The organism is Micromonospora musae, from assembly GCF_003626545.1.
Taxonomy (GTDB): Bacteria; Actinomycetota; Actinomycetes; order Mycobacteriales; family Micromonosporaceae; genus Micromonospora; species Micromonospora musae.
Genome location: NZ_RAZS01000003.1, coordinates 85,119 through 111,034 on the forward strand (window position 1 = coordinate 85,119; position 25,916 = coordinate 111,034).

The 25,916-nt window shown below is 68.9% G+C and carries 25 protein-coding genes and 1 pseudogene; 12 read left to right on the forward strand and 14 right to left on the reverse strand.

Annotated elements, in window-relative coordinates; genetic code table 11:
* Window positions 1–531: 531 nt before the first annotated feature.
* Window positions 532–1,761 (forward strand): serine hydrolase domain-containing protein, encoded by a 1,230-nt coding sequence (locus D7147_RS08615; protein ID WP_120675513.1) that lies wholly within the window; start codon window positions 532–534, stop codon window positions 1,759–1,761.
* 75 nt (window positions 1,762–1,836) lie between these two features.
* Here the strand turns inward: D7147_RS08615 and D7147_RS08620 are convergent, their stop codons facing one another.
* Window positions 1,837–2,229 (reverse strand): hypothetical protein, encoded by a 393-nt coding sequence (locus D7147_RS08620; RefSeq protein ID WP_120675515.1) that lies wholly within the window; start codon window positions 2,227–2,229, stop codon window positions 1,837–1,839.
* A gap of 107 nt (window positions 2,230–2,336) precedes the next feature.
* Window positions 2,337–2,780, reverse strand: coding sequence for a pantetheine-phosphate adenylyltransferase (gene coaD / locus D7147_RS08625; RefSeq protein WP_120675517.1), 444 nt, complete (start codon window positions 2,778–2,780; stop codon window positions 2,337–2,339).
* Between the two features lie 201 nt (window positions 2,781–2,981).
* On the opposite strand from coaD, the gene D7147_RS08630 reads away from it, so the two are divergent.
* From D7147_RS08630 to D7147_RS08655, 6 genes are all read left to right on the forward strand, one after another.
* Window positions 2,982–4,112 carry a HupE/UreJ family protein gene (locus D7147_RS08630; RefSeq protein ID WP_120675520.1) on the forward strand — a complete coding sequence of 377 codons (1,131 nt, stop codon included), beginning with the start codon at window positions 2,982–2,984 and terminating at the stop codon, window positions 4,110–4,112.
* Between the two features lie 35 nt (window positions 4,113–4,147).
* Window positions 4,148–7,006 (forward strand): outer membrane protein assembly factor BamB family protein, encoded by a 2,859-nt coding sequence (locus D7147_RS08635; RefSeq protein WP_120675521.1) that lies wholly within the window; start codon window positions 4,148–4,150, stop codon window positions 7,004–7,006.
* A gap of 11 nt (window positions 7,007–7,017) precedes the next feature.
* A complete protein-coding gene (locus D7147_RS08640; protein ID WP_120675524.1) occupies window positions 7,018–8,847 on the forward strand; it encodes a carboxypeptidase-like regulatory domain-containing protein in 1,830 nt (609 codons plus the stop codon).
* A gap of 156 nt (window positions 8,848–9,003) precedes the next feature.
* Complete coding sequence (locus tag D7147_RS08645; protein WP_120675526.1) at window positions 9,004–9,738, forward strand: SDR family NAD(P)-dependent oxidoreductase; 735 nt, start codon at window positions 9,004–9,006, stop codon at window positions 9,736–9,738.
* A gap of 263 nt (window positions 9,739–10,001) precedes the next feature.
* Entirely contained in the window at window positions 10,002–10,685 is a 684-nt protein-coding gene (locus D7147_RS08650; RefSeq protein WP_120675528.1) for a GNAT family N-acetyltransferase, read from the forward strand.
* 216 nt (window positions 10,686–10,901) lie between these two features.
* Entirely contained in the window at window positions 10,902–11,252 is a 351-nt protein-coding gene (locus D7147_RS08655; protein WP_147437372.1) for a hypothetical protein, read from the forward strand.
* A gap of 69 nt (window positions 11,253–11,321) precedes the next feature.
* Here the strand turns inward: D7147_RS08655 and D7147_RS08660 are convergent, their stop codons facing one another.
* Complete coding sequence (locus tag D7147_RS08660) at window positions 11,322–11,945, reverse strand: YdeI/OmpD-associated family protein (RefSeq protein WP_120675533.1); 624 nt, start codon at window positions 11,943–11,945, stop codon at window positions 11,322–11,324.
* A gap of 169 nt (window positions 11,946–12,114) precedes the next feature.
* Between D7147_RS08660 and D7147_RS08665 the strand changes: the two genes are divergently transcribed.
* A complete protein-coding gene (locus tag D7147_RS08665; RefSeq protein WP_120675535.1) occupies window positions 12,115–12,744 on the forward strand; it encodes a DUF4291 domain-containing protein in 630 nt (209 codons plus the stop codon).
* Between the two features lie 63 nt (window positions 12,745–12,807).
* Here the strand turns inward: D7147_RS08665 and D7147_RS08670 are convergent, their stop codons facing one another.
* The 4 genes from D7147_RS08670 to D7147_RS08685 form a co-directional block, all read right to left on the reverse strand.
* Window positions 12,808–13,431 (reverse strand): HIT family protein, encoded by a 624-nt coding sequence (locus D7147_RS08670; RefSeq protein WP_120675537.1) that lies wholly within the window; start codon window positions 13,429–13,431, stop codon window positions 12,808–12,810.
* 177 nt (window positions 13,432–13,608) lie between these two features.
* The gene (locus D7147_RS08675; protein ID WP_147437373.1) at window positions 13,609–15,000 is read right to left on the reverse strand and encodes a serine hydrolase domain-containing protein; all 1,392 of its coding nucleotides are present in this window, start codon (window positions 14,998–15,000) and stop codon (window positions 13,609–13,611) included.
* Between the two features lie 78 nt (window positions 15,001–15,078).
* A complete protein-coding gene (locus tag D7147_RS08680; RefSeq protein ID WP_233563035.1) occupies window positions 15,079–15,540 on the reverse strand; it encodes a PPOX class F420-dependent oxidoreductase in 462 nt (153 codons plus the stop codon).
* Entirely contained in the window at window positions 15,537–16,130 is a 594-nt protein-coding gene (locus D7147_RS08685) for a dihydrofolate reductase family protein (protein WP_120675541.1), read from the reverse strand. Before D7147_RS08685 ends, D7147_RS08680 begins: the two co-directional genes overlap by 4 nt.
* Before the next feature lie 90 nt (window positions 16,131–16,220).
* Here D7147_RS08685 and D7147_RS08690 point away from each other — a divergent pair, with 90 nt between their 5' ends.
* Window positions 16,221–16,673 carry a winged helix-turn-helix transcriptional regulator gene (locus tag D7147_RS08690; protein ID WP_120675542.1) on the forward strand — a complete coding sequence of 151 codons (453 nt, stop codon included), beginning with the start codon at window positions 16,221–16,223 and terminating at the stop codon, window positions 16,671–16,673.
* 261 nt (window positions 16,674–16,934) lie between these two features.
* On the opposite strand, the gene D7147_RS08695 is transcribed toward D7147_RS08690, so the two are convergent.
* Window positions 16,935–18,146: a low temperature requirement protein A gene (locus tag D7147_RS08695; protein ID WP_120675544.1), complete on the reverse strand. Its 1,212-nt coding sequence runs from the start codon at window positions 18,144–18,146 to the stop codon at window positions 16,935–16,937.
* 163 nt (window positions 18,147–18,309) lie between these two features.
* Between D7147_RS08695 and D7147_RS08700 the strand changes: the two genes are divergently transcribed.
* Window positions 18,310–18,522 (forward strand): helix-hairpin-helix domain-containing protein, encoded by a 213-nt coding sequence (locus D7147_RS08700; protein ID WP_120675546.1) that lies wholly within the window; start codon window positions 18,310–18,312, stop codon window positions 18,520–18,522.
* 78 nt (window positions 18,523–18,600) lie between these two features.
* Here the strand turns inward: D7147_RS08700 and D7147_RS08705 are convergent, their stop codons facing one another.
* The 5 genes from D7147_RS08705 to D7147_RS08725 form a co-directional block, all read right to left on the reverse strand.
* Window positions 18,601–19,293: a demethylmenaquinone methyltransferase gene (locus D7147_RS08705; RefSeq protein ID WP_120675548.1), complete on the reverse strand. Its 693-nt coding sequence runs from the start codon at window positions 19,291–19,293 to the stop codon at window positions 18,601–18,603.
* Window positions 19,290–20,084: a class I SAM-dependent methyltransferase gene (locus tag D7147_RS08710; protein WP_158609315.1), complete on the reverse strand. Its 795-nt coding sequence runs from the start codon at window positions 20,082–20,084 to the stop codon at window positions 19,290–19,292. The genes D7147_RS08705 and D7147_RS08710 overlap by 4 nt, the downstream gene beginning before the upstream one ends.
* A 230-nt stretch (window positions 20,085–20,314) precedes the next feature.
* Window positions 20,315–22,240 carry a 1-deoxy-D-xylulose-5-phosphate synthase gene (gene dxs, locus D7147_RS08715; protein WP_120675552.1) on the reverse strand — a complete coding sequence of 642 codons (1,926 nt, stop codon included), beginning with the start codon at window positions 22,238–22,240 and terminating at the stop codon, window positions 20,315–20,317.
* A gap of 117 nt (window positions 22,241–22,357) precedes the next feature.
* Window positions 22,358–22,714 (reverse strand): DoxX family protein, encoded by a 357-nt coding sequence (locus tag D7147_RS08720; RefSeq protein ID WP_120675554.1) that lies wholly within the window; start codon window positions 22,712–22,714, stop codon window positions 22,358–22,360.
* A 48-nt stretch (window positions 22,715–22,762) separates the two neighbouring features.
* On the reverse strand, window positions 22,763–23,602 hold the full coding sequence (locus D7147_RS08725; protein WP_120675556.1) for an MBL fold metallo-hydrolase: 840 nt from the start codon (window positions 23,600–23,602) through the stop codon (window positions 22,763–22,765).
* 522 nt (window positions 23,603–24,124) lie between these two features.
* Here D7147_RS08725 and D7147_RS08730 point away from each other — a divergent pair.
* Window positions 24,125–24,685 carry a hypothetical protein gene (locus D7147_RS08730; RefSeq protein ID WP_120675558.1) on the forward strand — a complete coding sequence of 187 codons (561 nt, stop codon included), beginning with the start codon at window positions 24,125–24,127 and terminating at the stop codon, window positions 24,683–24,685.
* Between the two features lie 358 nt (window positions 24,686–25,043).
* Complete coding sequence (locus D7147_RS08735) at window positions 25,044–25,466, forward strand: DUF6234 family protein (RefSeq protein ID WP_120675560.1); 423 nt, start codon at window positions 25,044–25,046, stop codon at window positions 25,464–25,466.
* A gap of 96 nt (window positions 25,467–25,562) precedes the next feature.
* Here D7147_RS08735 and D7147_RS32625 read toward each other — a convergent pair.
* Window positions 25,563–25,706, reverse strand: a pseudogene (locus tag D7147_RS32625) (hypothetical protein); the annotation flags it as partial.
* Window positions 25,707–25,916: the final 210 nt, after the last annotated feature.

Sequence of the window (25,916 nt, forward strand, 5' to 3'; positions counted from 1 at the left end):
CCGCGCCGGTCCTGCCCCCTCGATTGCTGTGACGTAGAGGCACCGTCATCTTCGTGAATGGACATGCGTGTTCCTTTGCGGGTCGACCAGATGAGCGAGTCAGACGCTACGGGGAGGCCGACTGATCTGGGCGTACGTGGTATTGCGCAGAATGATCAACCAGCCGACGACTGCCCCAATGGAGTGTCAACTCCTTCCGCGATCGAAAGTCCGCATGAACGGCGAGTTATCTACACACGTCTCCGCGGGCGTCCGGCGAACCGCGGCTACATCGGATCGGCCAGCGCCGCCGGCTGCAGCGCCTCAGTGGGATACCCAGCGCGCCGGTCACATCCCGCCACCTGTCAGCGGCCGCGTCAGGACGGTGACAGCCCGGTGTCAGAGCGGTTGGCGATGGTGGCTGCCATGAACGGTTCAGCGAACGCGGCTGGACCACACCGCACTCACCCGTCGCGTGGCGGCCATGCAAGCCCATGAGCGCCACGCCGAGGCGGACCCCGCAGATCGAGAACGTACGGAAGGAAACACGTGATGCGAACTGCTGACAGCGGCTTCTCCGCAAGCGGACTACGCAGACTCCACGAGGTGCTGGCCCGGCACGTCGACTCGGGGAAGATCCCCGGGCTCGTGGCTCTGGTCAGCCGGGGTGGGGAGACGCACGTCGAAACGATCGGATCGATGCGCCACGACGGTGGCCCGCCGATGAGCCGGGACACGATTTTCCGGATGGCGTCGACGTCCAAGCCGGTCTCGATCGCCGCGGCGATGGTGCTGCTCGACGAGTGCCGGCTGCGGCTGGACGACCCCGTCGAGCCGTGGCTGCCGGAGCTCGCCGACCGGCAGGTGTTGAAGCGGATCGACGGCCCGCTGGACGACACCGTGCCGGCGCGGCGGCCGATCACCGTACGGGACGTGCTGACCTCCACGTTCGGGCTCGGCATGGACATGACGGCGCTCGGCACCCCGATCATGGGCGCGGTCTTCGCGCAGGGGCTCACCCCGAACCTGCCGGAGCCGATGCCGGATCCGGACGAGTGGATGCGCCGCCTGGGAACGCTGCCGCTGATGCACCAGCCCGGGGAACGCTGGCAGTACCAGCTCAGCAGCGACCTGGTCGGCGTGCTCGTTGCCCGGGTCACCGGCCAGTCGTTCGAGACGTTCCTGCGGGAACGCATCTTCGACCCACTGGGCATGAAGGACACCGGCTTCCACGTACCCGGCAACCGGATCGACCGACTGCCGACCCTCTACGCTCCCGACCCGCAGACCGGGGAGTTCACCGTGTGGGACGACGCCGAGGGGGGACGCTGGGCGCAGCCTCCGGCGTTCCAGGGTGGTGGCGGCGGGCTGGTCTCCACCGTCGACGACTACCACGCCTACTTCCGGATGCTGCTCAACGGCGGGATCCACGGCAACGAGCGGATCCTGTCCCGGCCCGCGGTCGAACTGATGACGACCAACCGCCTCACGCCCGAGCAGCAGGCCCCTCGTACCGCCATGGCCCGCGACAACGTCCACATCTCGTTCGGCCAAGGTCAGCACGGCGGCTGGGGCTTCGGAATGGCGGTTCGCACCTACCGCGGCGACTACGCCTCCGTGGGCCAGTTCGGCTGGGACGGCGGGAGTGGTACGTCGACCTACGCCGACCCGGAGAAGCAGCTCACCGGCATCCTGCTCACCCAGGTCGGAGCGACCGTCCCGAACTCCACGTGGGCGTTCCACGACTTCTGGACCACCGTCTACCAGGCCCTCGACGACTGAGGCGATGCGCGTCGGGAGGTCGGACAGAAGTCGGATTCTGTCCGACCTCCCGCCGCCGAGCGCCGCACTGCTCGGTCAGGCTTGCTTACGTGGTGCAGTGCTCCAGGTCGCGCTCAGCAGGTAGAGCAGCACCACTGGCAGGAACGCCACCCCGATGCCGAGCGCCAGCAGCAGACCCCAGCTGCCGATGACGACCGCCGCGACGAGGTCGGCGATCTCGGCCCGGCGACCGGAGCGCTCGGCCAGCACCGGCACCGTCGCCGCGAGGACCGGTACGCCGAGCAGGAAGCTCGCCGCTGGTCCGGAGTCCTGGACTGTCCACGGGGTGAGAGCGGCGGCGACCAGCACGGTGATCGCCAGAGCGGCCAGGCGGGCGAGCCGTTGGGCGGCGGCGGGCCGGCGAATCAGCAGCAGGAGAGCGACGGCGAGAACAGCGGCGAGTGCGCCCAGGGTCACCGAACTGGTCATTGGCCCTCCCTGATCGGGTAACGCCGGCCGGGTGCTGCAACGTCACGCGGCGGTCTCCACGATTGTCCGGCGGCGGCCCGACGAGACGCCCGTCAATGTCCGGCAGTTTACGGCCGAGCGGATGAAGACCCCTTCCCCAGCGCCCGTACCGCGGTCGAGGACATCGTGGCCAGTTCGGGCCGCGTAGGCAGAAAGACCGTGGGGACACCCAGCGACTGGTTCATCCCGGCGAGCTGATACTCGGCCTGCAGGTCGCTGGTGTTACGCACGCCGCGGACGATCACTCCCACCTCATGCCGGCGGCAGTAGGCGGAGGTCAATCCGCTCCAGGCCGCAACGGTGACGGAGGTCCACTCGACCGGCAGAATCGCCCGGACGGCGGCCGCTCGCTCCTCTTCGTCGGTGCCCGGGTGCTTGCGGCCGTTGACCGCGACCAGCACGACCACTTCGTCGAAGAGGCCGCGCGCCCGGTTCACCACGTCGAGATGCCCGGGAGTGAAGGGATCGAAGCTGCCGGGGTAGACAGCTCGCACAGGAATGCCGCTGCTCATGACCCGAATGTAGGGATCCGCTGTCGGCTCCGCTGGCCTCCGCGCGTGGGCGACGTGTCGCAGCGCCCTGAATACGTCTGGCACCCGCCCGACTGTGGAAACTCAGCTGTCCGGCCGGTGGTGACGTCCAGCGGAAGGTTCGGTGAATTGGGCCGTGCCCGTATTGTCCAGTGTGGAGCGAGCACAGCAAAGTGCATGCCTGTGCGTCTACTGGCAATCATCACCGCCCTCGTTGCCACGCTCGGCGTCGCCGCTCCCGCGCAGGCGCACGTCCACGTGACCGAGGTCGCCGTCGACCTGCGCAGCCAGGGCGACGGCGTCGGAGCTGCCGTCGACGTGGAGTACGACGTCATCGCCCGGCTGCTGAACCTCGACGGTGTGCTGGGCCCGGACGCGGTCGGCGTGGACGGCGCGGCCGCTGAGGTGCCGACCGAGGTGCGGCGCAGGTCGCTGGACGCGCACGCGCGCGAGGTGGCGGCGTACGTCGGCGAGCGGCTGCGGCTGAGCCGCAGCTCGATCGGCTGCACCGCCGGGGACGACGCCCGGGTCGAGCTCGCCGACTCCGGCCGGGTGCAGGTCGCGCTCGCCTACGACTGCCCGGCGTCCGGCGCGCTCACCGTCCGCAGCGACATCTTCCGCGCCTCCGACGGTGTCATCGACGACACGACCACGCTGGTGGCCTACGACATCGACGGTCACCGCGGTTCGTGGCTGCTCGACTCCGCCCGCACCAGCGTCACGGTGGGGCAGACCGATCTGCTCAGCGACATTCCGCGGTTCGTCCGGCTCGGGGGAGAGCACCTGCTCTTCGGGCTCGACCACGTGCTGTTCCTGCTGGCGCTGCTGCTGGGCGCGAAGCGGCTGCGCGACGTCGTCGAGGTCGCCACGGCGTTCACGCTCGCACACTCGGTGACCCTGGTGCTGGCCGCGGTCGGGTGGGTCAGCGCGCCCGAGTGGATCGTCGAGCCGCTCATCGCGCTGTCGATCGCCTTCGTCGCGGTCGACAACCTGCTCTCGCCGAAGACGAGCCACCGACTGCCCGTGGTCTTCGGTTTCGGGCTGCTGCACGGGCTTGGTTTCGCGGGGGCGCTCAGCGTCGATGGGCCGCTGTCGTTTTCGACGCTGACCGACCTGGTCTCCTTCAACGTCGGCATCGAACTCGTCCAGCTGGCGATCATCGCGCTCGCCTTCCCGGGACTGCTCCTCCTGCGCAGGGCCGCGACCAGGCCGGTCGCCGCTCGCGCTCTCACGCTCGGCACCGCCACGGCGACCGTCGCGGTCGCTGGTGCCGGTCTGGTCTGGTTCGTCGAACGCTCGTCGCTCCTGACCTGACGCTCATCTCCCAACCCCCATCCCGAAGGATCCCGATGTCCGCGTTCAGATGGACACGCGCGCGCCTGCGCGTCGTCCTGTACACCGCCACGCTGGCGCTCGGCGCCAGCGTCGTGGCGGGACCGCTCGCGTCGTACGCGGCGTACGCCATCGACCCGCCGGAGGCCACCGTCAGTGGCGTCGTGTACGTCGACGCCAACGGCGACGGCGTCCGCAACGACGGTGAGGCCGGCCTGGCCGGCGTACGCCTCTCCGACGGCGTGGTCACCACCACGACCGCCACCGACGGCTCCTACTCGCTGACGATCTCCACCGACCGTCGCAAGACGGACATCGTGTGGGCCGGCCAGCCGCGGGGCTACCGGTTCGGCCTGGACGAGTACAAGGAGCCGAAGTTCTGGGCGAACCTCGGCCAGCTCGCCGACGACGCCACGCCGAAGGCGGACTTCGCACTCGTGCGTGACGAGCTCTCCGACGGCGACAAGTTCTCCTGGGCGAACATCGCCGACCCGCACGTCAACGCGCAGCTGCCCGACCAGATCCGCGAGATCAACTCCACCGGCACCGACCTGCGGTTCATCGCGGTCAGCGGCGACCTCACCAACGATGCCAGCCAGGGGCAGTTCGACACGTACCGTCGCGGCACCCAGCAGTCGGCCGTCGGGGTGTGGCCGGCCGTCGGCAACCACGAGTACGCGAGCGGGTCGGCGTACGCCGACAAGATCGACAACTACCGTAAGAACGTCGGCCCGGAGTGGTACTCGTTCAACTACGGCAACCGGCACTTCGTGGTGCTCGAGAACAACGGCTCGGCGCCGTTCGACGAGGAGCTGGAGTGGCTCAAGGCGGACCTCGCCGCGAGCGTCCCGCTCGATGACAACCCGAAGAACGACATCGAGGTCGTCGTGCTCACCCACCAGCCGATGAACGTCCCGTTCGGCTCGCCGTCGACCTACGACGCCTTCGGTGACGTGCTGGAGCACTACCAGGCGCAGCTGATCCTGGTCGGCCACGAGCACTCCAACCACGTGGAGAACCGCTCGGCGTTCGCCTCGACCGCCAAGCACATCCAGACCGTGTCGAGCTCGTACACGATCGACAACGCGCCGCGCGGCTTCCGCTACATCCACATGGCCGGTCCGGGCTTCGACAACCCGTTCCGGATGTACGGCGAGAACGAGCACCTCACCATCGTCAGCCCCGCGCCCGGCTCGAAGGTGCCGGCGGCGAAGTTCCCGGGCATCCAGATCAACGCCTACGACACCGGCGACGAGGTCGTCTCGGCGCGCTACCAGATCGACGGCAGAAAGAACTCGATGCCGCTGCACCACAGCGGTGAGTTCACCTGGCAGGCCAACCTGCCCAACAGCCTGCAGCGGGTCGGTAAGCACCGCATCGACGTGACGGTGGTCGACGCGGCGGGCAAGACCTGGACCAAGTCGGCGGAGTTCACGTTCACCGGCGAGCCGGCGCTCAAGCCGGTCGCCGGCGGTGACTGGAACCAGCACCACGGCAACGAGGCCCACTCCGGTGTCGCGCCCGCCCAGGAGGCCGGTCGCCGCCTGGCCTGGAGCTTCCGCACCGAGGGCACCTTCCTCACCGGGTCTCCGGTCATCCACGACGGCATCGTCTACGCGGGCACCCGCGACGAGAACGGCGACGGCAACAGCCGGATCCACGCCGTCGGGCTCAAGGACGGCAAGGAGCTGTGGAACTTCCAGGTGCCGCAGTCGATCCACGGCAGCCTCGCCTACGGTGACGGCCTGATCTTCGCGCCGACCCTCGGCTCGGAGCTCTACGCCGTCGACGCGAGGACCGGCAAGCTGCGCTGGAAGGCCGTACCCGAGCAGGCGCCGGCCCCGAACAACCAGCGCACCTACGGCTACTACTCGCCGGCCGTCTCCGGCCACACCGTGCTCTGGCCCTACCAGACCCGCTTCGGTATCGGCAGCCAGGGTGTGCTGAAGGCGCTCGACACCCGCACCGGGCGGCAGATCTGGGCCTCCCCGATGTCCGGCGCGACCATGAGCGACGGCACGCCCGCCGTCATGGACGGCACCGTGTTCGTCGGCAACGAGACCGCCGACCGCGTGCTCGCCTACGACCTGGCCACCGGCGCCCGCAAGTGGACCGGAACCGAGTCGCTCGGAAGCTGGCAGGACGGCGTACCGACCGCGGCCGAGGGGAAGGTCTTCATCGGCGCCAACAACGGCATCACCGCCCGTGACGCCAAGACCGGCGCGACGCTCTGGACCTACCGGAGCACGCGCTCCTCGCTCGTGTCGAGCGGCTCGACCCCGAGCGCGGCGGCGGTCAAGAACGGCGTCGTCTACATGGGCTTCCCCAGCGGCGCCGTCGTCGCCCTCGACGCCCAGACCGGCAACGTGTTGTGGGAGCGGGCGCTGCCCGGCGACATCTACCACGGTGGCGTCATGTCCAGCCCCGTGGTGGCCGGCGGGACGCTCTTCGTCGGCGCCAACAACGGCAGGTTCTACGCCCTGGCCACCGACACCGGCCAGATCCTGTGGAGCCACGAGACCGGCACCTGGGTGGGCGCCGGCCCGGCCGTCAGCGGCAACACCGTGGTGACGGGCGCCTGGGACGGCAACCTCTACGCCTACGTGCCGGGCGGCGAGTCCGCGAAGCGCTGGGCGACCGTGACCGGCACGGTCAGCGACCCGCAGACGGGCGCACCGATCGCCGGCGCGAAGGTCACCGCCGTCGCCGCCGGTCAGGACACCGCGGTGACCAGCACTGACGCCCGAGGCCACTACCGGATCGGTCTGCCGGCGTCGACCTGGACCGTCACGGCGGCCAAGCGCGGGCTGATCGCCGACGCCGCTCGGGGGCCACCGTCAAGGTCGGCACCAGCGGAAACGCGACCGCCGACCTGAAGCTGATCAAGGTGGTCAAGCCGGTCGCCGGCAAGTCGACGTACGCGCCGGACTACGGCAACGGCAGCACCCGCACCGACGTCGTCGCCGGCACCGAGTACTACTACCTGGCCAACGACAAGATCCGCGCGTCCGTGACCCCGTACACCGCCGCCAACAACGGCGTCGGCGGCCTGGGCCAGGGTGCGCTGTCGGACCTCATGCTCAACGACGCCAACGGCGCCGAGACCCTCGACTGGGGTGAGATGCTGCTGCGTCCGAGCCTCACGCCGCCGGACTCGTGGGAGCGACCGAACGACCAGCTCGACCTGCCCGATCTCGCGGTCGACGGCGCCGCCGTGGTCGGCAACGGCCAGTACCGGGCGGACCCGGCCATCAAGGCGCAGGTCCGCTACGAGACCCTGCCCGACGCGCCGATCGTGAAGATGACGGTCAAGCTGACCAATACCGGCACGACGGGCTACCAGGGCTACTTCAACTACATGATCGACCCGGACAGCTCGGTCGACAACGGCCGGATCCCCGGGTTCGCCGGCACCAACCCGGGAATGAAGACCTCGGGCTGGACCGGGAACTACGTCTACGTCGGCGCCGACGCGGCCACCACGAACGGCCAGGCCGCGCACGGTCTCGCGTGGGCGCTGGACACCCCGGCCGCGGTCGGCGCGTACGGCTACGTCGAGGGTCTCTACTACGACGCCACGATGGCGCCCGGCGCCACCAAGCAGTTCAGCTTCTACCACCTGACCGACTACGCGACCGCCGGTGGCGACCCCACCGGGAACATCGCGAAGTGGGCCGACGAGATCGACCTGCACGACCCGGCCGTTCCGGACGCCGCCCGTGCGGCCGGCACGATCACCGCGGGCGGTGCCGCCGTCCCCGGTGCCCGGGTCGTCCTCGAGCAGGCCGGCACGGTGGTCGCGACCACCAGCACCGACGCCCAGGGCAAGTACCTCGTGAAGGCCCCGACCGGTCGGTACGACGTCCGGGTGTCCAAGCTGGGCTACCAGACGGCCGACGGTACGGTCACCGTGCCGGCGGCGGGCAGCGGCGTCGCCGACGTCGCGCTGCGCCCGGTCGCTGTCGAGGCGAGCTACGGCAAGCAGATCGGATCGGGTCTGGTCGAGGCGGGCTACGGCGACGTCATGCTCGAGAACGACAAGCTCTCGATGGCGATCGCCGACGCCTACAACGACTCGCAGCTCTCCGGTGGCACCCGGGGCAAGCCCGTCGACGTCGCCGTCCGCGGCATGGCCGACCAGTTCGACTGGATCAACCTGCCCTACGTCTCGGCGACCCAGCCGACCGGCACCAGCGCGTGGGACATCCGGTCGGTGACGGCGACCGACGTCCAGATCGTCCAGGCCACCGGCGACCAGGCGGTCGTCCGGGTGTCCGGGCCGGTCAAGGGCTTCACGGGTCTGACGGCGACGACGACGTACACGCTGAAGCCGGGCGACAACTTCGCCACGGTCTCGACGGAGCTGAGCAACTCCGGGTCGGCGCCGCTGAGCGTGTGGACCGGTGACGCGATGGACCACGACGCGGCCGGCCAGGCCAGCGTCATCCCCGGCGCCGGCGTCGTGCCGCCGGGTGCGACGGCGGCGTACACCCCGACCAAGCCGTACATCGGCATGACCGGGACCGACCCGCAGGTCTTCGGGCTGGTCTACGGCACGCCGGCCAGCGCCTTCGACGTCTACGCCGCGGGCAACTGGGTGATGAGCCGGTTCAACGTCGACGTGCCGGCGGGTGGCTCCTACACCCTCACCCGCAAGGTCGTCGTCACCCCGGGCACCGACGCGGTGGGCATCCTCGACGGCGTCTCCGCGCCGTAACCCACACCCACCCCACCACACGGGGCCGGTCCGGATTCCGGCCGGGCCGGCCCCCGTGCGTCGGGCCGCCAGCACAATGCGGCGGGTCGCGACCTGCTTCGCGCGGGCAGCCTCGGGTAGGAACCGGCGCATAGGGGCGACTCAGGGAGGGCGATCATGGCGCGAATCGCGATCGTGACGGGGGCCGGCGCCGGCCTGGGGCGAGAGATCGCGGTAGGACTCGCCGACGCCGGTTACGGCATCATCGTCGCCGATCGCGATGAACGAGCCGCCACGGCGTGCGCCCACCTGATCGAGCAGCGCGCGGTGCCAGTGCGGAAGGTCTGCGCAGACGTCCGAGTGCCGTCCGACGCGGAGTGCATCGTCTCCGCCGCCCGGCAACTGGGCGGTCCGCACGTACTCGTCAACAACGCCGGTGGTTGGACCCCGCAGCGGCAGTATCCGGAAGCGACCGCCGAGGAGTGGGCAGCGACGATCAGCCTGAACCTCGTCGCCCCGATGATGCTCAGCCAGCTCGTGCTGTCACCCATGCGCGAACAGGGCGGCGGCGCGATCATCAACATCTCCTCCAGCGCAGGCCTCGACTCCACGTCGTACGGCTCACCCGAGTACGGGGCCGCCAAGGCCGGTCTGATCCGCTTCACCAGCAGCCTGAGTGGCCTGGCGACCAGCCATGGGGTCCGAATGATGTGCGTGGCCCCGGACTGGATCGGTCTCGAACGCGCCCAGGCTCAGTGGGCGCTCATGAGCCCCGCCGAACGCGCGGCGACACGCCCACTGATCCCCCCGGTCGATGTCGTGGCGGTCGTCTTGCAGCTCATCCGAGAAGGAGCCGGTGGAACGGTGGTGGAGATGCGGGGAGGCGATCAGCCACTCGTGCCCACCCCATAAGCGCGCGTGAAGACAGCCGCAGCCTCTCGACGAAGCCCCAGAGGTACATGCGACATGTCCGCTCGTCGGCACGTATTGCACCGTCCCGTCAACTGCCGTCCGCGCTGGCTGGCGTAGGTTGCCCTCTTCGCGGCCGCTTGGACCGGTGTGGATCACGATGTCGCCGTGTGTGCCGAGCCTCCACCGGGACAGGGTCGTGACCTCGGGCTCGTCGCACCCCAGGGTGTGGCGCGTCCCTCAGGTGCAACTGATCTACTGGATGGGTGAGCGACCTGCGAGATCTCATTGTCCGCTGGCAGCGTGGCTGGGCCGTGGCCCGCGGACTGCCCGCCGCCGAGGATGTAGGCGGCGCGTTGCGGGTCCGATGCATGCAGCCCGGCCGCGACATCGAATATGTGGCGCTCGACGCCGGCGAGGATCTCTCATCGCTCACCAGGCTGGCTGAGCTGGTCGCCGGTGAGGACACCGTCACGTGGCTGACCGTGCCCACCACCGACCCGGCAAGGGCGGCCTCGGCACTGGTTGCCGCAGGCCTGATCGTGCTCAAGCACTCGGAACTACTGATGACGGCCCATCTTCGGGGGCATCCGCAGAACATGCCCGTGGCGCCGTACCGGCTCCTGACCCAGGTCGACTCCCGTGGAAGCGACACCCTGGTCACGGCGACGGTACGGCACGAGTCGGGAGAGGTTGGCGCGCGCGGAACGATGGGACTGGCCGGAACCGATGCGGTCGCAGACCGAATCGAGACCACGCCGGCTCATCGCCGCAAGGGCCTGGCCAGTGCGGTCATGAGCGCACTGGCCGGTTCCGCGATCGAAGAAGGCGTCGAACACGGCATTCTCATCGCCAGCGAGGCCGGCCAACGCCTCTACATGACCCTCGGCTGGCAGCCGGTGGCCGATGTGCTGATCGCAACGACGCCCGGCAACACGTACCCATCCTGACTGCGTAGACAGGCTGGGAGCGGGGTCGCCAGCGCCAAGGAGGCGCAAACGCTTGGGACCGCCCGCGGCCGGCGCACCTACGGCGGCAGATCAGCGCACCCCCGACCTTGGCCGATCGGTGCCGCCTTGATCAGCGGCAGATCCGGACGTTCATACTTCGTGGGTCGCGCACCTCGCGGGTTCCGCGGCTGCTTGGCCCGTTGAAGAATGCACTCCGTGGCGGACACCGACGCACGACGTCGCTGGCGAGAGCAGCAGCTCGCGCAGCAGCGTGGACGGCTGCAACCGGATGTTGCCCAGGGCGACCTCGAGGGATTCGTGTTGGTGCGTCCGGACGGATCCCTGACGGCCGAGGTTGTCCACGTGCAATGGATGGACAACCACCCCGCAGGTCCCGACACTCACGTTACGGTCTCGTTCGCCGACGGGTCGAACGTGGAGTTCGCCTTCGACGTCCCGGTCGTGAAGGTCCGAGCGGCCGACCTGCGGACGGTGAGCCGAGACGACGTACGTCAGGCAGCGCCGTCCGGGTGGGGAGCCGACGCCGAGCGTTGGGACGAAGCCTGACCCGTCGGCGACCTGACCGCCGGACGGCACCGCTCAGTCCTGCGCAATCCGGCACGCCAACGTCCGCAGTCAGAGCCCAGCTGCCGATTGCGGCGAGGTCGAAGGCTTGGCCTTCTGCGGGTAGATGGTCTCGTGGCGGGCCAGCATGGCGACGAACTCGCCGATCTTCCGCTCTCGGGTCTGCGCCCGCTTGACGGCATTGACGCGGTAGATGAGTGCGAACCGGTTGGTCTTCGTGAGAACGTCGAACATGGCCTGGGCGGCGGGGTCGGCGGCGATGGCGGCGAGCAGGTCGGCCGGCACCTCGGCTTCCGACGGCGGGGCGTAGGCAGCCGCCCACCGCCCGTCCGCCTTCGCGGCCTCCACCGCGAGGCGGCCTGGGGGCAGCATCCGCCCCTGCGCCTCCAACCGGGCCACATTCGCGACGTTGCGTTGTGACCAGGAACTGCGGGGCCGGCGCGGGGTGAACCGGATCCAGGAGCTGTCCTGATCCCGTCTACGGGCCTGCCCGTCGATCCAGCCGAAACACAGGGCCTCGTCGACCGCCTGCTGCCAGGTCAGCGTCGTGACCGTGCCGCCCTTCTTGGTCAGGGCGAGCCAGACACCGGGCGACGTGGCGTGGTTGGCCGACAACCACGCCCGCAGCGCGTCTGCGTCGGCGACGATCAACTCGTCCAGTTCGGCGCTCGTCATGACGGCAGGCTATCGCTGCCCCGTCGCCACAGCTGCCTCCCGTGGACCAGCCCGGCCCGCCAGCCGAACACTCAACCACTCGGTCTACGGCGGAAGCGGACGCGGCCCGCGCCGGCGTGGGTGCGGAATTGTGTGGAGCGGTCGGGTCCTGATCGGTGAGGATCATGCGGTGTCCGTTCCCGCCCGTCAGATCCGCGCCCGCTATACGGCCGACACCATCACCGTGTACCAGGCGTATTCGCCGCAGATCGCGCTGCCAGCGGTGGCAGCCGGCCGCTTCGTGGCCCCCTTCAGACGAGATCGGATGACCTGGATCAAGCCGTCCTTCCTGTGGATGATGTACCGCTGCGGCTGGGCCACGAAGCCAGGGCAAGAGCACGTGCTGTCCATCGACATCAGCCGGGAGGGCTTCGAGTGGGCGCTGGCGCGAGCCTGCCTGAGTCACTACGACCGGGACCTGCACGGCGACAGGAAGGCCTGGTCGCGGCAACTGAAGGCCAGCCCGGTACGAGTGCAGTGGGATCCGGAACGGTCACTGCAGCTGAAGGCGCTGCCCTACCGATCGCTGCAGGTCGGGTTGTCCGGCGAGGCCGTCGACCGGTACGTGGACGACTGGGTGGTTGCCGTCACGGACATCACCGCCACCGTCCAGCGTGTCCGTGAGCTTCTGCGCGCCGGTGACGAACACGCGGCGGCAGCCCACCTGCCCATCGAACGTGTCTACCCACTCCCGGCTCAGATCGCCGCCAGCCTGAACGCTACCGACGGAGGAATGCCCGAACAGCAGGACGGACATTGACGCCCGCGGCGGAGGATGGCGGCGCAGCGGTGAGGGGAGCAGTGGCTGCTGCGGATCAACCGGTCAGGCAGCCGGTGGGGTGACGGCCGATCGGCTGCCCCCATGGGACGCGACCAGCGCGTCTGCGACGATCTCCGCGTCAGCTTCTGCGACGTCCGCGGGGTACTCCGGTAGCAGGTCGTCCCAGACGACCAGCCACGACCCGTACAACTGGGCTTGCCCTTCTGGGCGAGCGAAGAACCAGACGTGCAGGTGGGCGCCACCATCTCCAATGCGGTAGACGTGAGCTCGCGAAATGTTCGGCAGCGCCTGCACGTGCCGAACGATACGGGTGCTCAGCAGGCCCAGCTCGGCGGCCAGTTCGTCCGGTAGATCCGCCATGTCGTAGTGATCGCGCGGAAACAGCATGAGCACCAGCGGGACGCCCACTCCGGGAATCCGGACCAGCCGCCAGTGATCGTTGAACCAGATCCCTTCGTCCCGGTCGCGGCAGGCGTTGCAGGCCGACGGATCCTCGCCGTGCCGCGCAGGCTCGGGGAGCACCGGCGGGCGCAACGGCGCTACGCGCAGTCCATCCGGCTCGAACGGACTGATCTCCCATCCCGTCATGCGCGCCAACGGAAGCCGACGCTCGCTGTCCGCGACGGCGACTACATGGTCAAAGAACTCGTCCGGTCGCAAGGCCATGCGGCGAAGACTAGTACGGCATGCTTCCAGTGATCGATAGGCCGTGAGCGGTCGAGGTCTCGCGGGCCTTGGCGCGGTGGCGCGGAGGCAGCAGCGCTCGGCGGGCTGTCCTGGACCGGATTCCATCGTGACTCTAGGCAGTCTTCGCAGTCCAGCACATCGCCGGCCGCCGCCAGCTCACGGGTGAATGCTCGGCGACTCTGGTTGCTCGGTTGCTGGTCTCGCGGTCTGGGTGACTCCCTCCTGCCACAGTTCCAGGACGCAGGGCTGGTCGTGGGTCGGTAGGAACCGGACTTCCAGGTCAAGCCCCGGGTGCAGGTAGCGACCGTCCGGCTCCGCCAGGAGGACGACCGGTTGCTGGGCCGCGGCGGAGAAGGTCAGCTGGCCGTCGGTGACCGCGATGTCGATCGGGTAGCCGTCGTGCAAGAGGTAGCGGCCCGTCATATCACCGAGTGGCGCGGCTGCGATGCGGGTGGCGTACCGACGGTCCGCAGTGGCGCGGATGCTGGCCAGCAGCTCCCAGCCATCCTCGGAGTTGGTCATCGCGGCGACCGCGATGCCATTGTCGGGCCACACGTAGGAGAAGCACGTATAGCCGACGTTCTGCCCGGTGTGTCCGAAACGACGGCGCCCGGCGCGGTCGTCGACCTCGGTGCCGAGGCTGTAGCTGCCGCCCGGAATCTGCGGCGTCCACATCTCGGTGGCCAGGTCGCGGTCGAGCAGCTTCGACTCGCCGGCGACCGCCCGGGCGATCTCGAGGTCGAGCCGGAGCAGGTCGGTCGGGGTGCTCCACAGTCCAGCCGCGGCCGCCTCCGGTTGCACTCGCCAACCGCCGGGAATCCCTGTGCCGCCACCGTGATGGCCACGAGCCACCAGCTGCGGCGGTCGCTGGTGCGGGACCTGCTGGTCGAAGCTGCTGTCGTCCATCGCCAACGGTTGCAGCACCAGAGTCCGCATGAGCTCCTCGAACGGGGTTGCGGTCGCGTCCACCATCAGCTGCTGGAGTACGGAGTAGTGGCTGCCCGAGTATCGGAATCGGCTACCCGGCAAGAGGGTCGATCGAACCGGGGGAGTGGTCGTCGAGCCGCTGCCCTCCAAGACCTGCCGCAGCGACGGGGCGCGACCCGCGGCATAGCCGCGGTACCAGGTGTCGGACAGCCCTGCCGTGTGCGCCAGTAGTTGGCGTACCGTAACTCCCGGTCGCCGACCCGCGCGGTCGCGCAGGTGCCACGAGGTGAGGTACTCGCCGATGTCGGTGTCCAGGTTCAGGACGCCGCTCTGAACCAGCAGCAGTGCGCCGAACGCGGCGACGTGCTTACTGATCGAACAGGCCGCGAAAGCGGTGTCCGCGGTCACCGGCGTTGACGACTCGCCACCTGTGACGCCGTATCCCGCGGCCCAGACCCGCCCATCCACGTGCCCGACGGCGATGCTGACCCCCGGCACCTGATAGCTGGTCATCAACTCGGACAACGCCGCGGTGTCCGGCGAAGGCCGCCCGGAAGACACCTGCCGGTCGAGTCGGCCGAGCAGCTTGATCCAGTCCTGGGAGAACTCCACGTCTGTCACGGCGCCGATTCTCGACCACCGGCAGCCAGCGGATCAAATGATCGAATGGCCCCTATCTCCTGCGAGTGCTCGACCCGCTCATCCGATGCCCACCGTCTGCCGCTCGGGTTCGATGACCGCGACGACGCGCTCCTCGCTTCGCGAGTACGGCTGGCCGATGTACTTGGTGGCGAGTTGGTCGATGACCGTCCAGCCCGCGTCGCCTTCGAGCCATTCGATGACGCGGCCGCGGACGATGATTGGCTGGGCCGGGTTGTCGGCTGGTGTCAGGGAGAGCGCGACTCGTGGGTCGCGGCGCAGGTTGCGGGCTTTGCGGCTGCCCGGACCGGTGAGGATCACGATGTGTTCGCCGTGGGTGCCGATCCAGACCGGCACGGAGTGCGGGGCACCGTCGGGCAGGACGCTGGCGAGGTGGGCGATCGGGGTGCTGTCGAGCACGCGGCGCACGTCGGGGTTGAGCATGGTCGTCATCTCCTGGCGTAGATTCCGGGTCGGTTTCTGACGGTGTTGGTCGGCGAGTGGGCCGGGGACGCCGGTCATCGCTCGACGGCGTAGTGGAGGTGGGTGACGCCGGGCGCCGGGACGGCCTCGATGAGCCGGAGGCGCACGTGCTCGGGCAGTGACTGGAAGAAGGGGCGCCCGCCGCCGAGCAGGACCGGCACCTGATGGAGAACCACCTCGTCGACGAGGCCCGCCTTCAGCGCCTCGGTCACGACGCCACCGCCCATGAGGCCGACGTCCTTGGCGCCGGCGGCCTCGCGGGCCGTGGCGACTGCGTCTTCGATGCCGGTGGTGACGAGGGTTTGCCGTTCGGTCAGCTCCGGTGCCGGCCGGTGGCTGAGGAGGATCAGTGGGGCCGCCGGGTGGGGGCTGCCGCCGCCGAAGTGCTCGGAGTCCTCGTAGGTGTTGCGGCCTGCCACGACTGCGCCCACTCGCTCGGAGAGGGCGTCGAAGATCCGGGCGCTGGGCGCGCTCAACCGGAATCCGTCGAAGACCTGGCTGGGGGTGTCGCCGTTGAAGTACCAGTCGAAGAGCATCGGGCCGCCGCCGAGCCCGCGCCCCGCGCCGGGTTCCCGGCCGGTGATGTAACCGTCGACCGACACGGCGTGGACGCTGAAGACCTTGCTCATCTCCGTGACCCTCCGTGGGTTCCTTTAAGGGACTCTGTGACCGTAGCAACTTAAGTTCCCTCAGGGAACCCCGATTGGTAAACTGATCCCATGCAGCGCACGGACTTCAGCAAGATGGCCTGCTCGATCGCACGTACGCTCGACGTGATCGGAGAGCCCTGGTCACCGCTGATCCTGCGCGACGTGTGGGTCGGGCTCACCCGGTTCGAGCAACTCCAGGGCGACCTCGGCATCTCGCGCAAGGTTCTGACCGAGAGGCTGAACCACCTCGTCGAGCAGGGCGTGCTCGAGCGCCGCCCCTACGACCGGCGGCCCCGCTACGAGTACGTCCTGACGGAGAAGGGCACCGAGCTGGTCGACCTGCTCATGGTGATGGTCGGCTGGGGAGACAAGTGGCTCGCTGGCGCGACCGGCCCACCCGTGCTCTACCGCCACCACGCCTGCGGCGAGATCAGCAGTGTCGACCTGAGCTGCGCCCAGTGCGGCGAGCCGATGCACGCAAACGACATCGACCTGCTGCCGGGCCCCGGCGCAGCCGGGTGACCGAACGCTTCCCCGTCATCGTCCGAGGGCCGCGCGCCATGTCCGGCTAACGACGATGGGCACAGGAAAAGTCGAGCCCGCGGGTTCCCGGAGCGGGCCTCAGGCGCTCGGGTCGGCTGGTGATGAGCTGGCACGCCCTCAGGCGGCAGCCCTCGACTGTATTGAAGGATCCTCTCCGTCGCGACGTTCGGCGTCCGCTGCCTGACACGGGCTGCCCGTGGGGGCGTGGCGGAACGCTCGACACCTCACGGTCGGAATGGGTCAGGCCGGAGTGGCCTCGCCCGCGACTGGGTGTCGTGAGCCCACGCTGAACTGCTCGTACCAGACCAGGGCGACGAGGAACGCGGTGAGGAGCCCGAGCGCAGCCAGGGCGGGCAGGTTCCGGGCGGCGGGTAGCAGTAGCAGCGCCACGCCGATGGCGACTATCTGCGCTCGTGGGGCGGACTGGACGGCGAGCCGGAGGAACAGTAGTCGACCGGTGAGGTAAAGAACCGTCCCGCCGTACAACGCGACGGTGGAGGCCCAGTCCAGCCGGGTGGCGTGCCAGGGCTCGCCATGGGCCAGGTGGCCGAGGACTTGTTCGACGCCAAGCGCGCCGTAGATGACGCCGGCGACCAGAGGAAAGTGCGCCAGGCTGTACGCGTAGGTGGCTATCCGACCGCGCTGTGCGCTAGGTGCCGTTTCCAAGCCGCGGCGCGCGACCATCGCGGTCTCTTTGAAGTAGAGCCGCCACCCGCACACCGCGTTGGTGATCGCGAGCAACGCTGCCAGCAGGACCGGGCCGCGCGTCACTGCCAACTCGGCTCCGGTCCCCACCGAGATCAGTGACTCACCGAGCGCGATGATCAACACCAGGCCGTGCCGTTCGGCGAAGTGGCTGGGGCTGCGCAGCCGCCACCCGCTGACGGCCGAGGCGATGACGCCGCCGCTGAAGTCGATGACGAATGCCGCTCCCCAGAGCAGGGTCTGAGCGGTTCCGTGGAGCAGGGCGCCGAGGACGAGCGGTATCCACGCGAGGATCGCCGTGGTCGCGAAGAGGCCCTGCGTGAAGCGCAGTTGCCGGTCGCCACCCGCTGCGTGCAGGCCGAGGGCGATGTTGATCGCTCGAAGTGCGATGTAGGCCAAGGCCAGGATCAGGGGTGCGTCCATGACCTCGTTCCCGTGCTGCCAGGCATTCGGTATGACCAGGGCGGCCACGAAGACGGCCGCCATCGCCACGATCGCTCCGGCGGGGACCAGGCCGGCGTCGGCGCGGACCAGGTTGCCCACCCAGGTGTAGATGGTCCAGGTGGTCCAGAGCAGCAGCAGGAGGATGAGCCCCTGCGCCAAGCTGAGAAACGTGGGCGGCCGCCCCATGAGCAGGACGATCCGGGTGAGAGCGAAGATGAACACGAGGTCGAAGAAGATCTCGACCGTGGTCGCCCGGTGCGTCTCCTCGGTCATGATCGGCCGGGACCGAAAGATCCGCTTCATCGCTACATTGTCGTGGTTCGACACCCAGAAGGCCGGGGGTCGCCTCAACCGAACCAGGAATGTCGGTGATGGACTTCGAGCGTGGTCGATGATCCACCGCGTAGAGACGCGGAGCCCTTGACAAGCTCCGCGAATTCAGTGGGCGGACTAATATCGTGACCGCATGAGTACTCGCCGCGAACCCGCACAGATCGGTGACCTGCCACCGATCGGGCGACCAGCCAACACTGCCTTGCTCGAAGCCGGTATCACCACGCTTGCGCAAGTGGCCGCCCACCGGCGCCGCGATCTACTGGCTATGCACGGGGTCGGGCCGAAGGCGGTCCGCACCCTTGCCGCCGCACTGGCTGAGCGTGGCCTCGCCTTTGCTGATTGACGGCAGTGGCGGTCGACGAGTGCGCCCGTGTCATCGTGCCTTCTGCGGCGGAAGCGGACGTTTCCCGGAGCAGACGAATTAACAGCGGGTGGCGCTGTGCAGCGCGGCGACACCGCCACTGAGGTTGCGCCAACCGACCTGCTGCCAGCCCGATGCGGCGATCCGCTTCGCCAGGTCCGGCTGATTCGGCCAGGCACGGATGGATTCGATCAAGTAGACGTAGGCGTCCGGGTTGCTGGAGACCCATCGGGTCACCACGGGTACCGCCCGGAGTAGGTGGGCGAGGTAGAGCGTACGGAATGTGGGGTTCGTCGGGTGACTGCACTCGCAGACCACGAGCCGCCCTCCTGGCCTGACGATACGGGCGAACTCGCGTAAGGCAGCCTCGAGATCGACCACGCTGCGCAGCGCGAAGGAAGTGGTCACCGCATCGAACGCGCCATCCGGGAACGGCAGGCGCAGCGCGTCGCCTGCCACCAGCGGCACCGCGGGCCGGGCGCGTCGGCCGACCTGCAGCATGCCGGTGGAGGGGTCCACTCCCACTGCGAACACCCCGGAACGGGTCAACTCCTCGGTGGAGACGCCGGTGCCGGCGCCCACGTCGAGCACGCGTTCGCCTGGGTGCAGGCCCAACGCCGCTCTGGTCGCTCGCCGCCACCGGGCGTCCTGGCCGAACGAGATGATCCTGTTGGCCAGGTCGTACCGTTCGGCGACGCCGTCGAACATCGCGGCGACCGCCGGCGGCTGCTTGTCCAGCTGCGCGCGCGTCATACTGTCACCTCCGATGCTGGCGTGGCCGTCACGAGCAGGTATTCGAGCTCCAGCCGGAAGTGACCGCCGTCGGCTACCCCGCGATCGTCAACGAACGAACGTAGGTCGGCGCGCAACGCCTCCCACCGACGTTGTGCCACGAGCAGCTCCCGTTCGGCGACGACGTGCCCGGCGCTGTCGATCAGCAGGTTGGTCGCTGTGTCGGCGTTGGCGAAGCGCAAACCCAACCGGTGAACGACAGCCGACGTGATCCGCAGGCCGGCGGCTGCGAGGAGCCGTCCGACCAGCTCGCGGTCACCCCACTGGCTCGGCGGGGCGCCTGCGGCCGGCGGCGGCGGTAGATATGGGCCGAGGACCTGCCCCATGGCCGGCAACAGGCTGCCCGGTGTCCAGGCGGCCAGCAGGACTCGGCCCGAGGGGGCAGACACCCGGCTCAGCTCTCGGGCTGCCGCGTCGTGGTCGTTCGCGTAGATCACGCCGAACACGGACAGGACCACGTCGGCCGAGTCGTCTGGAAGGGGTAACCGGCACGCGTCGCCGACCCGCCAATCGACCGCCAGGCCGTCACCCGCGGCACGCCCCCGGGCCAGCTCCAACAGCGCGGGCTCCAGATCCACTCCGACGGTACGGGCTCCGCACTGTGCGGCCAGTATCGCGGCGTTGCCCGTACCGGTGCCGACGTCGACCACCCGGTCATCCGGCTGTATCGCGGCAGCTGCCACCACCGCTTCGGCGACCGGCATCAGCCGCCGCGCCATGGCCGGATAGTCGCCCGCACCCCACGTGGTCATGGATGCACTCATCACGCCTCCCTCATCACGGAAGGCGCCCTTGAATCCGATGGTCCCGGGTGAGCGTGGCGGACCCGGTCCGTCGCAGCGCCTCTCACTCCGGCATCGCCGACCGCGACTGGTCGGAATACGTCCCGGCGAGACCTGTGCCTCAAGAGCTTGCCGGCATTGCCTCAGGCTCGCCGCAGCCGCGCAGGCAGAGATCTCGGCCGGGTCGAGGCGCAGACCCGCTAGCCGCGACTGACGCTGGACAGCCCCGGCTTCGAAGGCACCGACAACGCCTCGATCCAGCCCCCGACCCGCTCCGTCACATCGGGAACCGTCAGGCCGACCTCAGCGAGAATCTCGGAGCGGGTGCCATGGTCGATCCACCGCGCGGGCACACCCAGGTCGCGCAGTGGCACGTCGAGCTCGTGGTCACGCAGCAGTTTGGCGACCGCGTCGCCGATGCCACCGTTGCGTACGCCGTCCTCGATTGTCACGACCAGCTTGTGCGAGCCTGCGAGTTGAACCAGCTCGACCGGTACGGGACGGACCCAGCGCGGGTCGACCACTGTCACGCCGAAGCCTCGTTTCGCGAGCTCGGCCGCGACCTGTACGCCGAGGTGAGCGAAGGGTCCTACCGTGACCAGGAGAACGTCGTTGGACTCAGACGTCTCGGCGAGCACGTCGACACTGCCGACCTGACGCAGCGCGGGCAGCGCCGCCGGGACCGACCCGGTCGGGAAGCGCACCACGGTCGGGCCGTCGTCGACCGCCACCGCCTCGCGGAGTGACGTGCGCAGGGTCTCGGCGTCACGAGGCGCGGCCACCCGGAGGCCCGGCACGACACCGAGGATGGACAGATCCCAGATGCCGTAGTGGCTGGGCCCGTCCGGCCCGGTGATGCCTGCCCGGTCGAGCACGAAGGTCACGGGCAGCTTGTGCAGTGCCACATCCAGCAGCACCTGGTCGAAGGCACGGTTGAGGAACGTCGCGTAGATGGCCACCACCGGGTGCAGCCCAGCCAGCGCGAGCCCCGCCGCTGACGTGGTGGCGTGCTGCTCGGCGATACCGACGTCGAACGCCCGGTCCGGGTACGCGGCGGCGAGCTTGTCGATACCTGTCGACTCCGGCATGGCAGCCGTGATGCCGACGACATCGGGCCGCTCACCCGCGATAGCGACCAGTTCGTCGGCGAACACCTTCGTCCACTTGAGGCTCCACGCAGCCAGCGGCTTGCCCGTCTCCGGATCGAAGGCTCCAGGCGCGTGCAGCCGGTCGGCCTCATCCTGCTCGGCCGGAGCATAGCCGCGGCCCTTGTGCGTCACCGCGTGCACGATGACCGGACCGCCGAATCGCTTTGCCCGGGTGAGCGCCGACTCCATCGCCGCCTGATCGTGGCCATCGACCGGTCCGACGTACTTGATCCCGAGATCCTCGAACATCGCTTGCGGCGCCACGGCGTCCTTGATGCCCTTCTTCACCGCGTGCAGGGTGTCGAAGAGCTGCTTGCCGACCAGCGGCGCCTTCTCCAGGGCGTCCTTGGCGAGTTCGAGCACCTTCTCGTACGCCGGGTTGAGCCGCAGGGACGCGAGGTGATCCGCGAGCCCGCCGATGGTCGGCGCGTAGGAGCGACCGTTGTCGTTGACGATGATGACCAGACGATTACCGGTGGCTGCGATGTTGTTGAGCGCCTCCCAACACATACCGCCGGTGAGGGCACCGTCTCCCACTACGGCCACCACGTGCCGCCGCTCGCCCCGCAGTGCGTAGGCCTTGGCCATTCCGTCGGCGTAGGACAGCGCGGTGGAGGCGTGGCAGTTCTCGACGAGGTCGTGTTCGCTCTCGGCTCGGCTCGGGTATCCCGTGAGCCCGCCTCGCTGCTTCAAGAGGTCGAACCCGCGCTGTCGTCCGGTCAGAATCTTGTGCACGTAGGCCTGGTGCCCGGTGTCGAAGATGAACCGGTCGCGCGGGCTGTCGAAGATCCGGTGCATCGCCAGCGTCAGCTCGACGACACCGAGGTTGGGGCCGATGTGACCGCCGGTGCGCGCCACCTTGGCGATCATGAAGTCCCGGATCTCCGCACCCAGCACTGTCATCTGCTCAGGCGTCAGAGTCTTGAGGTCCTGGGGTCCACCGATCGTGCTCAGCAGGGACTGCGCGTGGTCAGTCATACTCCGGGAGTCTAGCGGGCATATCAGATGTTTCGGATCGTTGCAGGCCGGCCTCGACGGCTCGAAATCCTCATTCGACAAGTCGCACCACCTTCGGTTCGGACGTATGGCGGCGGGTCACCACGGGTCGTGGTAGCCGAGGTTCAGGACCAGAGCGGCCAGGGAGACGGCGAGGAACACGGCCGGTCCGAGAAGTTGGCGGGAACCCACCCGCAGGTGGGCGCCGATCGCGCCGATGAAGTAGAGCACGAGGCCGGCGGCGGCGAGCGCACCCAGCAGCGGCACGGCGAACCCCGACAGCAACCCCAACGAACCCGCCGCGAGCAACATGCCCAACTTCGGTCCCCACGAGCGGGGCAGGCGCTTGATGTCCAGCTGGGCCTTGGGGTAAGGGTGGCGGGCCAGGTAGGTGACGGCCGCGGAGCCTGTGAAGACGGCGGCGACGATGGTGACCGTGACGTACGCGGCGAACATGAGATCCCCTCTCTGCGTCGGAAGGCGCCCCCGCGGTGCCGGATCTCCTCAGCGCGAGTGATCTCCTTGGCGCATTGACTTCGACGTATCGCGTTCGTTCCCGCGACGGTGCTCGTCGGTCGCGTCAAGGTGCTCACGCAGGTAATCGTCGATGAGGTGGTGCAGGCGCTCCTGACCGAAGCTGCGTCCGTGTCCTGCGTGCACCAGCCGTACCGGCAGGCTGCGTAGCCGCCGGAGAGAGTGTGCGTACTGTTCGGGGTCGCTGCCGGGCAGGGAGTCGAGCAGGACGTCGTCGTAGATGACGTCCCCGCTGAACAGCGTGCCGTCATGTTCGTCGAACAGGGCGATGCTGCCGGGACTGTGACCGGGCAGGTGCAGGACGGTCAGCCGGCGGTCGCCCAGGTCCAAGATGTCGCCGTCGGCCAGTGAGCGGGTGGGCGTCGCGGGTTGGACTCGGTAGTTTCCGAGGTCGTAGTCGCTGTGCGGACGGGCGGTCAGCAGCGCGGGCGGCAGGGTCTCGCGGAGACCCATCTGGGCAGCCAGGATCGGACCGTGCAGGGAGCCGGGAGCGGGACTGTCGACGTGTTCGAGCGGATGCGCCCAGACCCGGCTGAACTCGTGCGCGGAGCCCATGTGGTCGAGGTGTCCATGAGTCAGGACCAGCGCGGGTTCGCGGTCGAAGCGTTCGCGCAGCAGCGGTGCCAGCGTGGTGACGCCCAGTCCGCAGTCGATGAGGAGATCGCCTTCGCGGCCACGCAGGTGCCAGATATTCGCGCGCAGCAGGCCACGGACGTGAGGTTCCTCGATCAGGGTGGTGCGCTCGTCCAGCCCGGTGAAGCGAAACCATCGCGACGCCACCGGCAGCTCGTCGATATTCGTGGTGTTCATGCGGACTCTGTCGGCAGCCGCAGCTGACACGGGCCCGACAGCAGCGTCCGCAGCGGCACGAGGTGGGCTGTCCGTACCGGCCGACGCCCGTCGCCGAGCAGCGGAGGCGACGGCTCAGGTCTCACGGTGGTCACGGTGTGTCCCTTCGTTCCGATTGCACCAGCATCTCGCGCACCGAAATGCCAGACCTCCCCGCGATGGGTGAGCATGCTCCCTCGGACGGGGGAGCCCGCTGACGGGCCGGAGGGAGGCCGATCGGCCGACTGTGCGCCGTCGACGCCGACTTTTCCGAACCAAGTCGGCCCCGCGCCGTCGATCGCGGCGAGGAGCGGTCCGGACGGCGCGCAGCTCACCGGGGTGTAGCGCGCAGTGGCTCGTGCGGGAACACAGGGTCGACGAAGAGCCCGCCGATGTCCGTGCACTCGGTGATGGTTGCCTACGCCCTAGAAAGCCGGCGACGTTCGCACATCCCGACGACGGTGCGGACAACTTTGCGTCTTCGAGACCATCCATAATCCATGGATGTTCGCTCCGGAGCGGCCGGCCTCGCCGACGTTGGGGAACCGTCTCATCCTGGTCAACGGCGAGGAGGGTGCCGGTAAATCGACCATCGTTCGTGAACTGCTGGCCCACACGCCCGACGGCGCTCGGATTGACGCTGAAGATATCGGGCAGACCAATCCATGCCCGATGGACGACGAGTTCTTCGGCCTGCTCCGCCGTAACGTTGCCGCCCTGGTGGAGAACTTCTGGACCGCTGGCTACGTCAACGTCATCGCCGGAAGCTTCCTACGCAACTACCCGGACTACCTTGCCTTTCGTCGGTCGCTCTCGCCGCCGAGGTCCGTGTACATGGTTGAGCTCCTGGTCGACAAGGACGTGCGTGACGACCGGCGGATCACCAGAGCGAAGCAGACGACGCAGGACTGGCGTGACATGGTGGACTTGATTCCTGAAGATCGGACCATCCGGCAAGCGACCGACGCCGACTATCGATACGTCGGTGTTGATACGACTCGTTTGGACGTCGCCGAGACCGTGCGACAGATCAAGGACGCCATCCCGGAGGTCTACCGTCGGTAGCAACGTTTGCGCTGTTCTGCGGCAGCACGAACACGGGCCCCGACACAGTCTTCTGTGCGAGCGGTGCCTGCGCGTAGCCGATGGAGCCGGGGGCTGGTCTGGTCTTGGCAACTTCGAGCCCTCCTGACGGTGTTCATCGTCCGGCGCGTTGGTCAGTCTTCAAGCGCCTGTCTGACAGACGGAAATCCGCCGAGCGCTCCGCTTCCGTAGCGCGGCGATCGCGACGCCGGGCCAGACGGCGGCCGGCCCGAGGAAAGGACCCCAGCGCGGTGCCGACGCCGAGCCCGGGGCGCCTCAGATCTGCCGTCGACCGGTTGCCACCTTCGCTTCACTTGTCTGCCGTGGGTAGCGTGCAGGCGTGGATCGTCGATCTGCGGCGCCGTGGGCGCCAGCCGTCGTCGCGCTCCTGACGGTGGCGTGGCTCATCGGTGGCCTGGTGCTGCTCGGGTGGATGTTCGCCCTCGGCCTCGAAGGCTGGGCAGACCAACACAGTAACCAGGGTGTCGGAGCTGACGCACTGGCGCGTAAGGCGAACGTGGCCCTGCTGCTCTTGGCCGCCGAGGTGGTGGTCGGCCCGGTGGTGATCGCCGTCGTGGCCCGCAGCGGGCTCCTGCGCCGGACCGCCGCCGTCTACCTGGTCATCGCGCTCGGTCTCGGCGTACTCGCCGTTCCGGTCGCCGCCGGAGCGTACCGGGATCTCGCCCCGCCCCCGCCTGCGCCGCCACCGCCGACGAGATGCCAGGAGCACAGCGGCGGCGATAACCGCTGCCCCGGTGGGTAGCGCGGGAGTTTCGAACGCGGACGGTGTTACGCGGGACCCCTATTAGGCGGGCCAGCGCGCCCATATCTGGTACACCGATCCCACGGGAAATCCCGCTCACCCCTCGGTGCCGATGGTGATCGGCTGCCTGAGGATGGTGCGCTGCTTGTCTGGCGCGACCTTGCGGTGGTCGCTGAGGTAGATCTCGTGGTGGGTTCCGGCCAGGCGAAGCCCGTTGTCGGGGATGAACCCGTGATGCACCGTGGGGCACCTGGATTCGGGTGGCGAGCCCCTGCCGTTCGGCATCCATCAGGCTCAGGGAGTAGGAGCGTGCGCTGCACCTGCGCGTACTACTGCTTCGAGGGAGGACGAGGCAGGCGCGCTCAAGGAGTTGGAAGCAGTAGCGGGCGCCGGCGGGTCAACCCGATGCAACCGCCGGGTCGGCGAGGTCGTACGGCCATCCGATGACGC

Bases quoted from the DNA above. Each gene is read 5' to 3' on its own strand.
- D7147_RS08635 (WP_120675521.1), top strand. From the start codon at position 4,148: ATGTCCGCGTTCAGATGGACACGCGCGCGCCTGCGCGTCGTCCTGTAC.
- D7147_RS08660 (WP_120675533.1), bottom strand. From the start codon at position 11,945: ATGACGAGCGCCGAACTGGACGAGTTGATCGTCGCCGACGCAGACGCG.
- D7147_RS08670 (WP_120675537.1), bottom strand. From the start codon at position 13,431: ATGGCCTTGCGACCGGACGAGTTCTTTGACCATGTAGTCGCCGTCGCG.
- D7147_RS08705 (WP_120675548.1), bottom strand. From the start codon at position 19,293: ATGACGCGCGCGCAGCTGGACAAGCAGCCGCCGGCGGTCGCCGCGATG.
- D7147_RS08725 (WP_120675556.1), bottom strand. From the start codon at position 23,602: ATGAACACCACGAATATCGACGAGCTGCCGGTGGCGTCGCGATGGTTT.
- D7147_RS08720 (WP_120675554.1), bottom strand. From the start codon at position 22,714: ATGTTCGCCGCGTACGTCACGGTCACCATCGTCGCCGCCGTCTTCACA.
- D7147_RS08685 (WP_120675541.1), bottom strand. From the start codon at position 16,130: ATGAGCAAGGTCTTCAGCGTCCACGCCGTGTCGGTCGACGGTTACATC.
- D7147_RS08690 (WP_120675542.1), top strand. From the start codon at position 16,221: ATGCAGCGCACGGACTTCAGCAAGATGGCCTGCTCGATCGCACGTACG.
- coaD (WP_120675517.1), bottom strand. From the start codon at position 2,780: ATGAGCAGCGGCATTCCTGTGCGAGCTGTCTACCCCGGCAGCTTCGAT.
- D7147_RS08645 (WP_120675526.1), top strand. From the start codon at position 9,004: ATGGCGCGAATCGCGATCGTGACGGGGGCCGGCGCCGGCCTGGGGCGA.
- D7147_RS08700 (WP_120675546.1), top strand. From the start codon at position 18,310: ATGAGTACTCGCCGCGAACCCGCACAGATCGGTGACCTGCCACCGATC.
- dxs (WP_120675552.1), bottom strand. From the start codon at position 22,240: ATGACTGACCACGCGCAGTCCCTGCTGAGCACGATCGGTGGACCCCAG.
- D7147_RS08620 (WP_120675515.1), bottom strand. From the start codon at position 2,229: ATGACCAGTTCGGTGACCCTGGGCGCACTCGCCGCTGTTCTCGCCGTC.
- D7147_RS08730 (WP_120675558.1), top strand. From the start codon at position 24,125: ATGTTCGCTCCGGAGCGGCCGGCCTCGCCGACGTTGGGGAACCGTCTC.
- D7147_RS08710 (WP_158609315.1), bottom strand. From the start codon at position 20,084: ATGACCACGTGGGGTGCGGGCGACTATCCGGCCATGGCGCGGCGGCTG.
- D7147_RS08695 (WP_120675544.1), bottom strand. From the start codon at position 18,146: ATGAAGCGGATCTTTCGGTCCCGGCCGATCATGACCGAGGAGACGCAC.
- D7147_RS08615 (WP_120675513.1), top strand. From the start codon at position 532: ATGCGAACTGCTGACAGCGGCTTCTCCGCAAGCGGACTACGCAGACTC.
- D7147_RS08680 (WP_233563035.1), bottom strand. From the start codon at position 15,540: ATGACCGGCGTCCCCGGCCCACTCGCCGACCAACACCGTCAGAAACCG.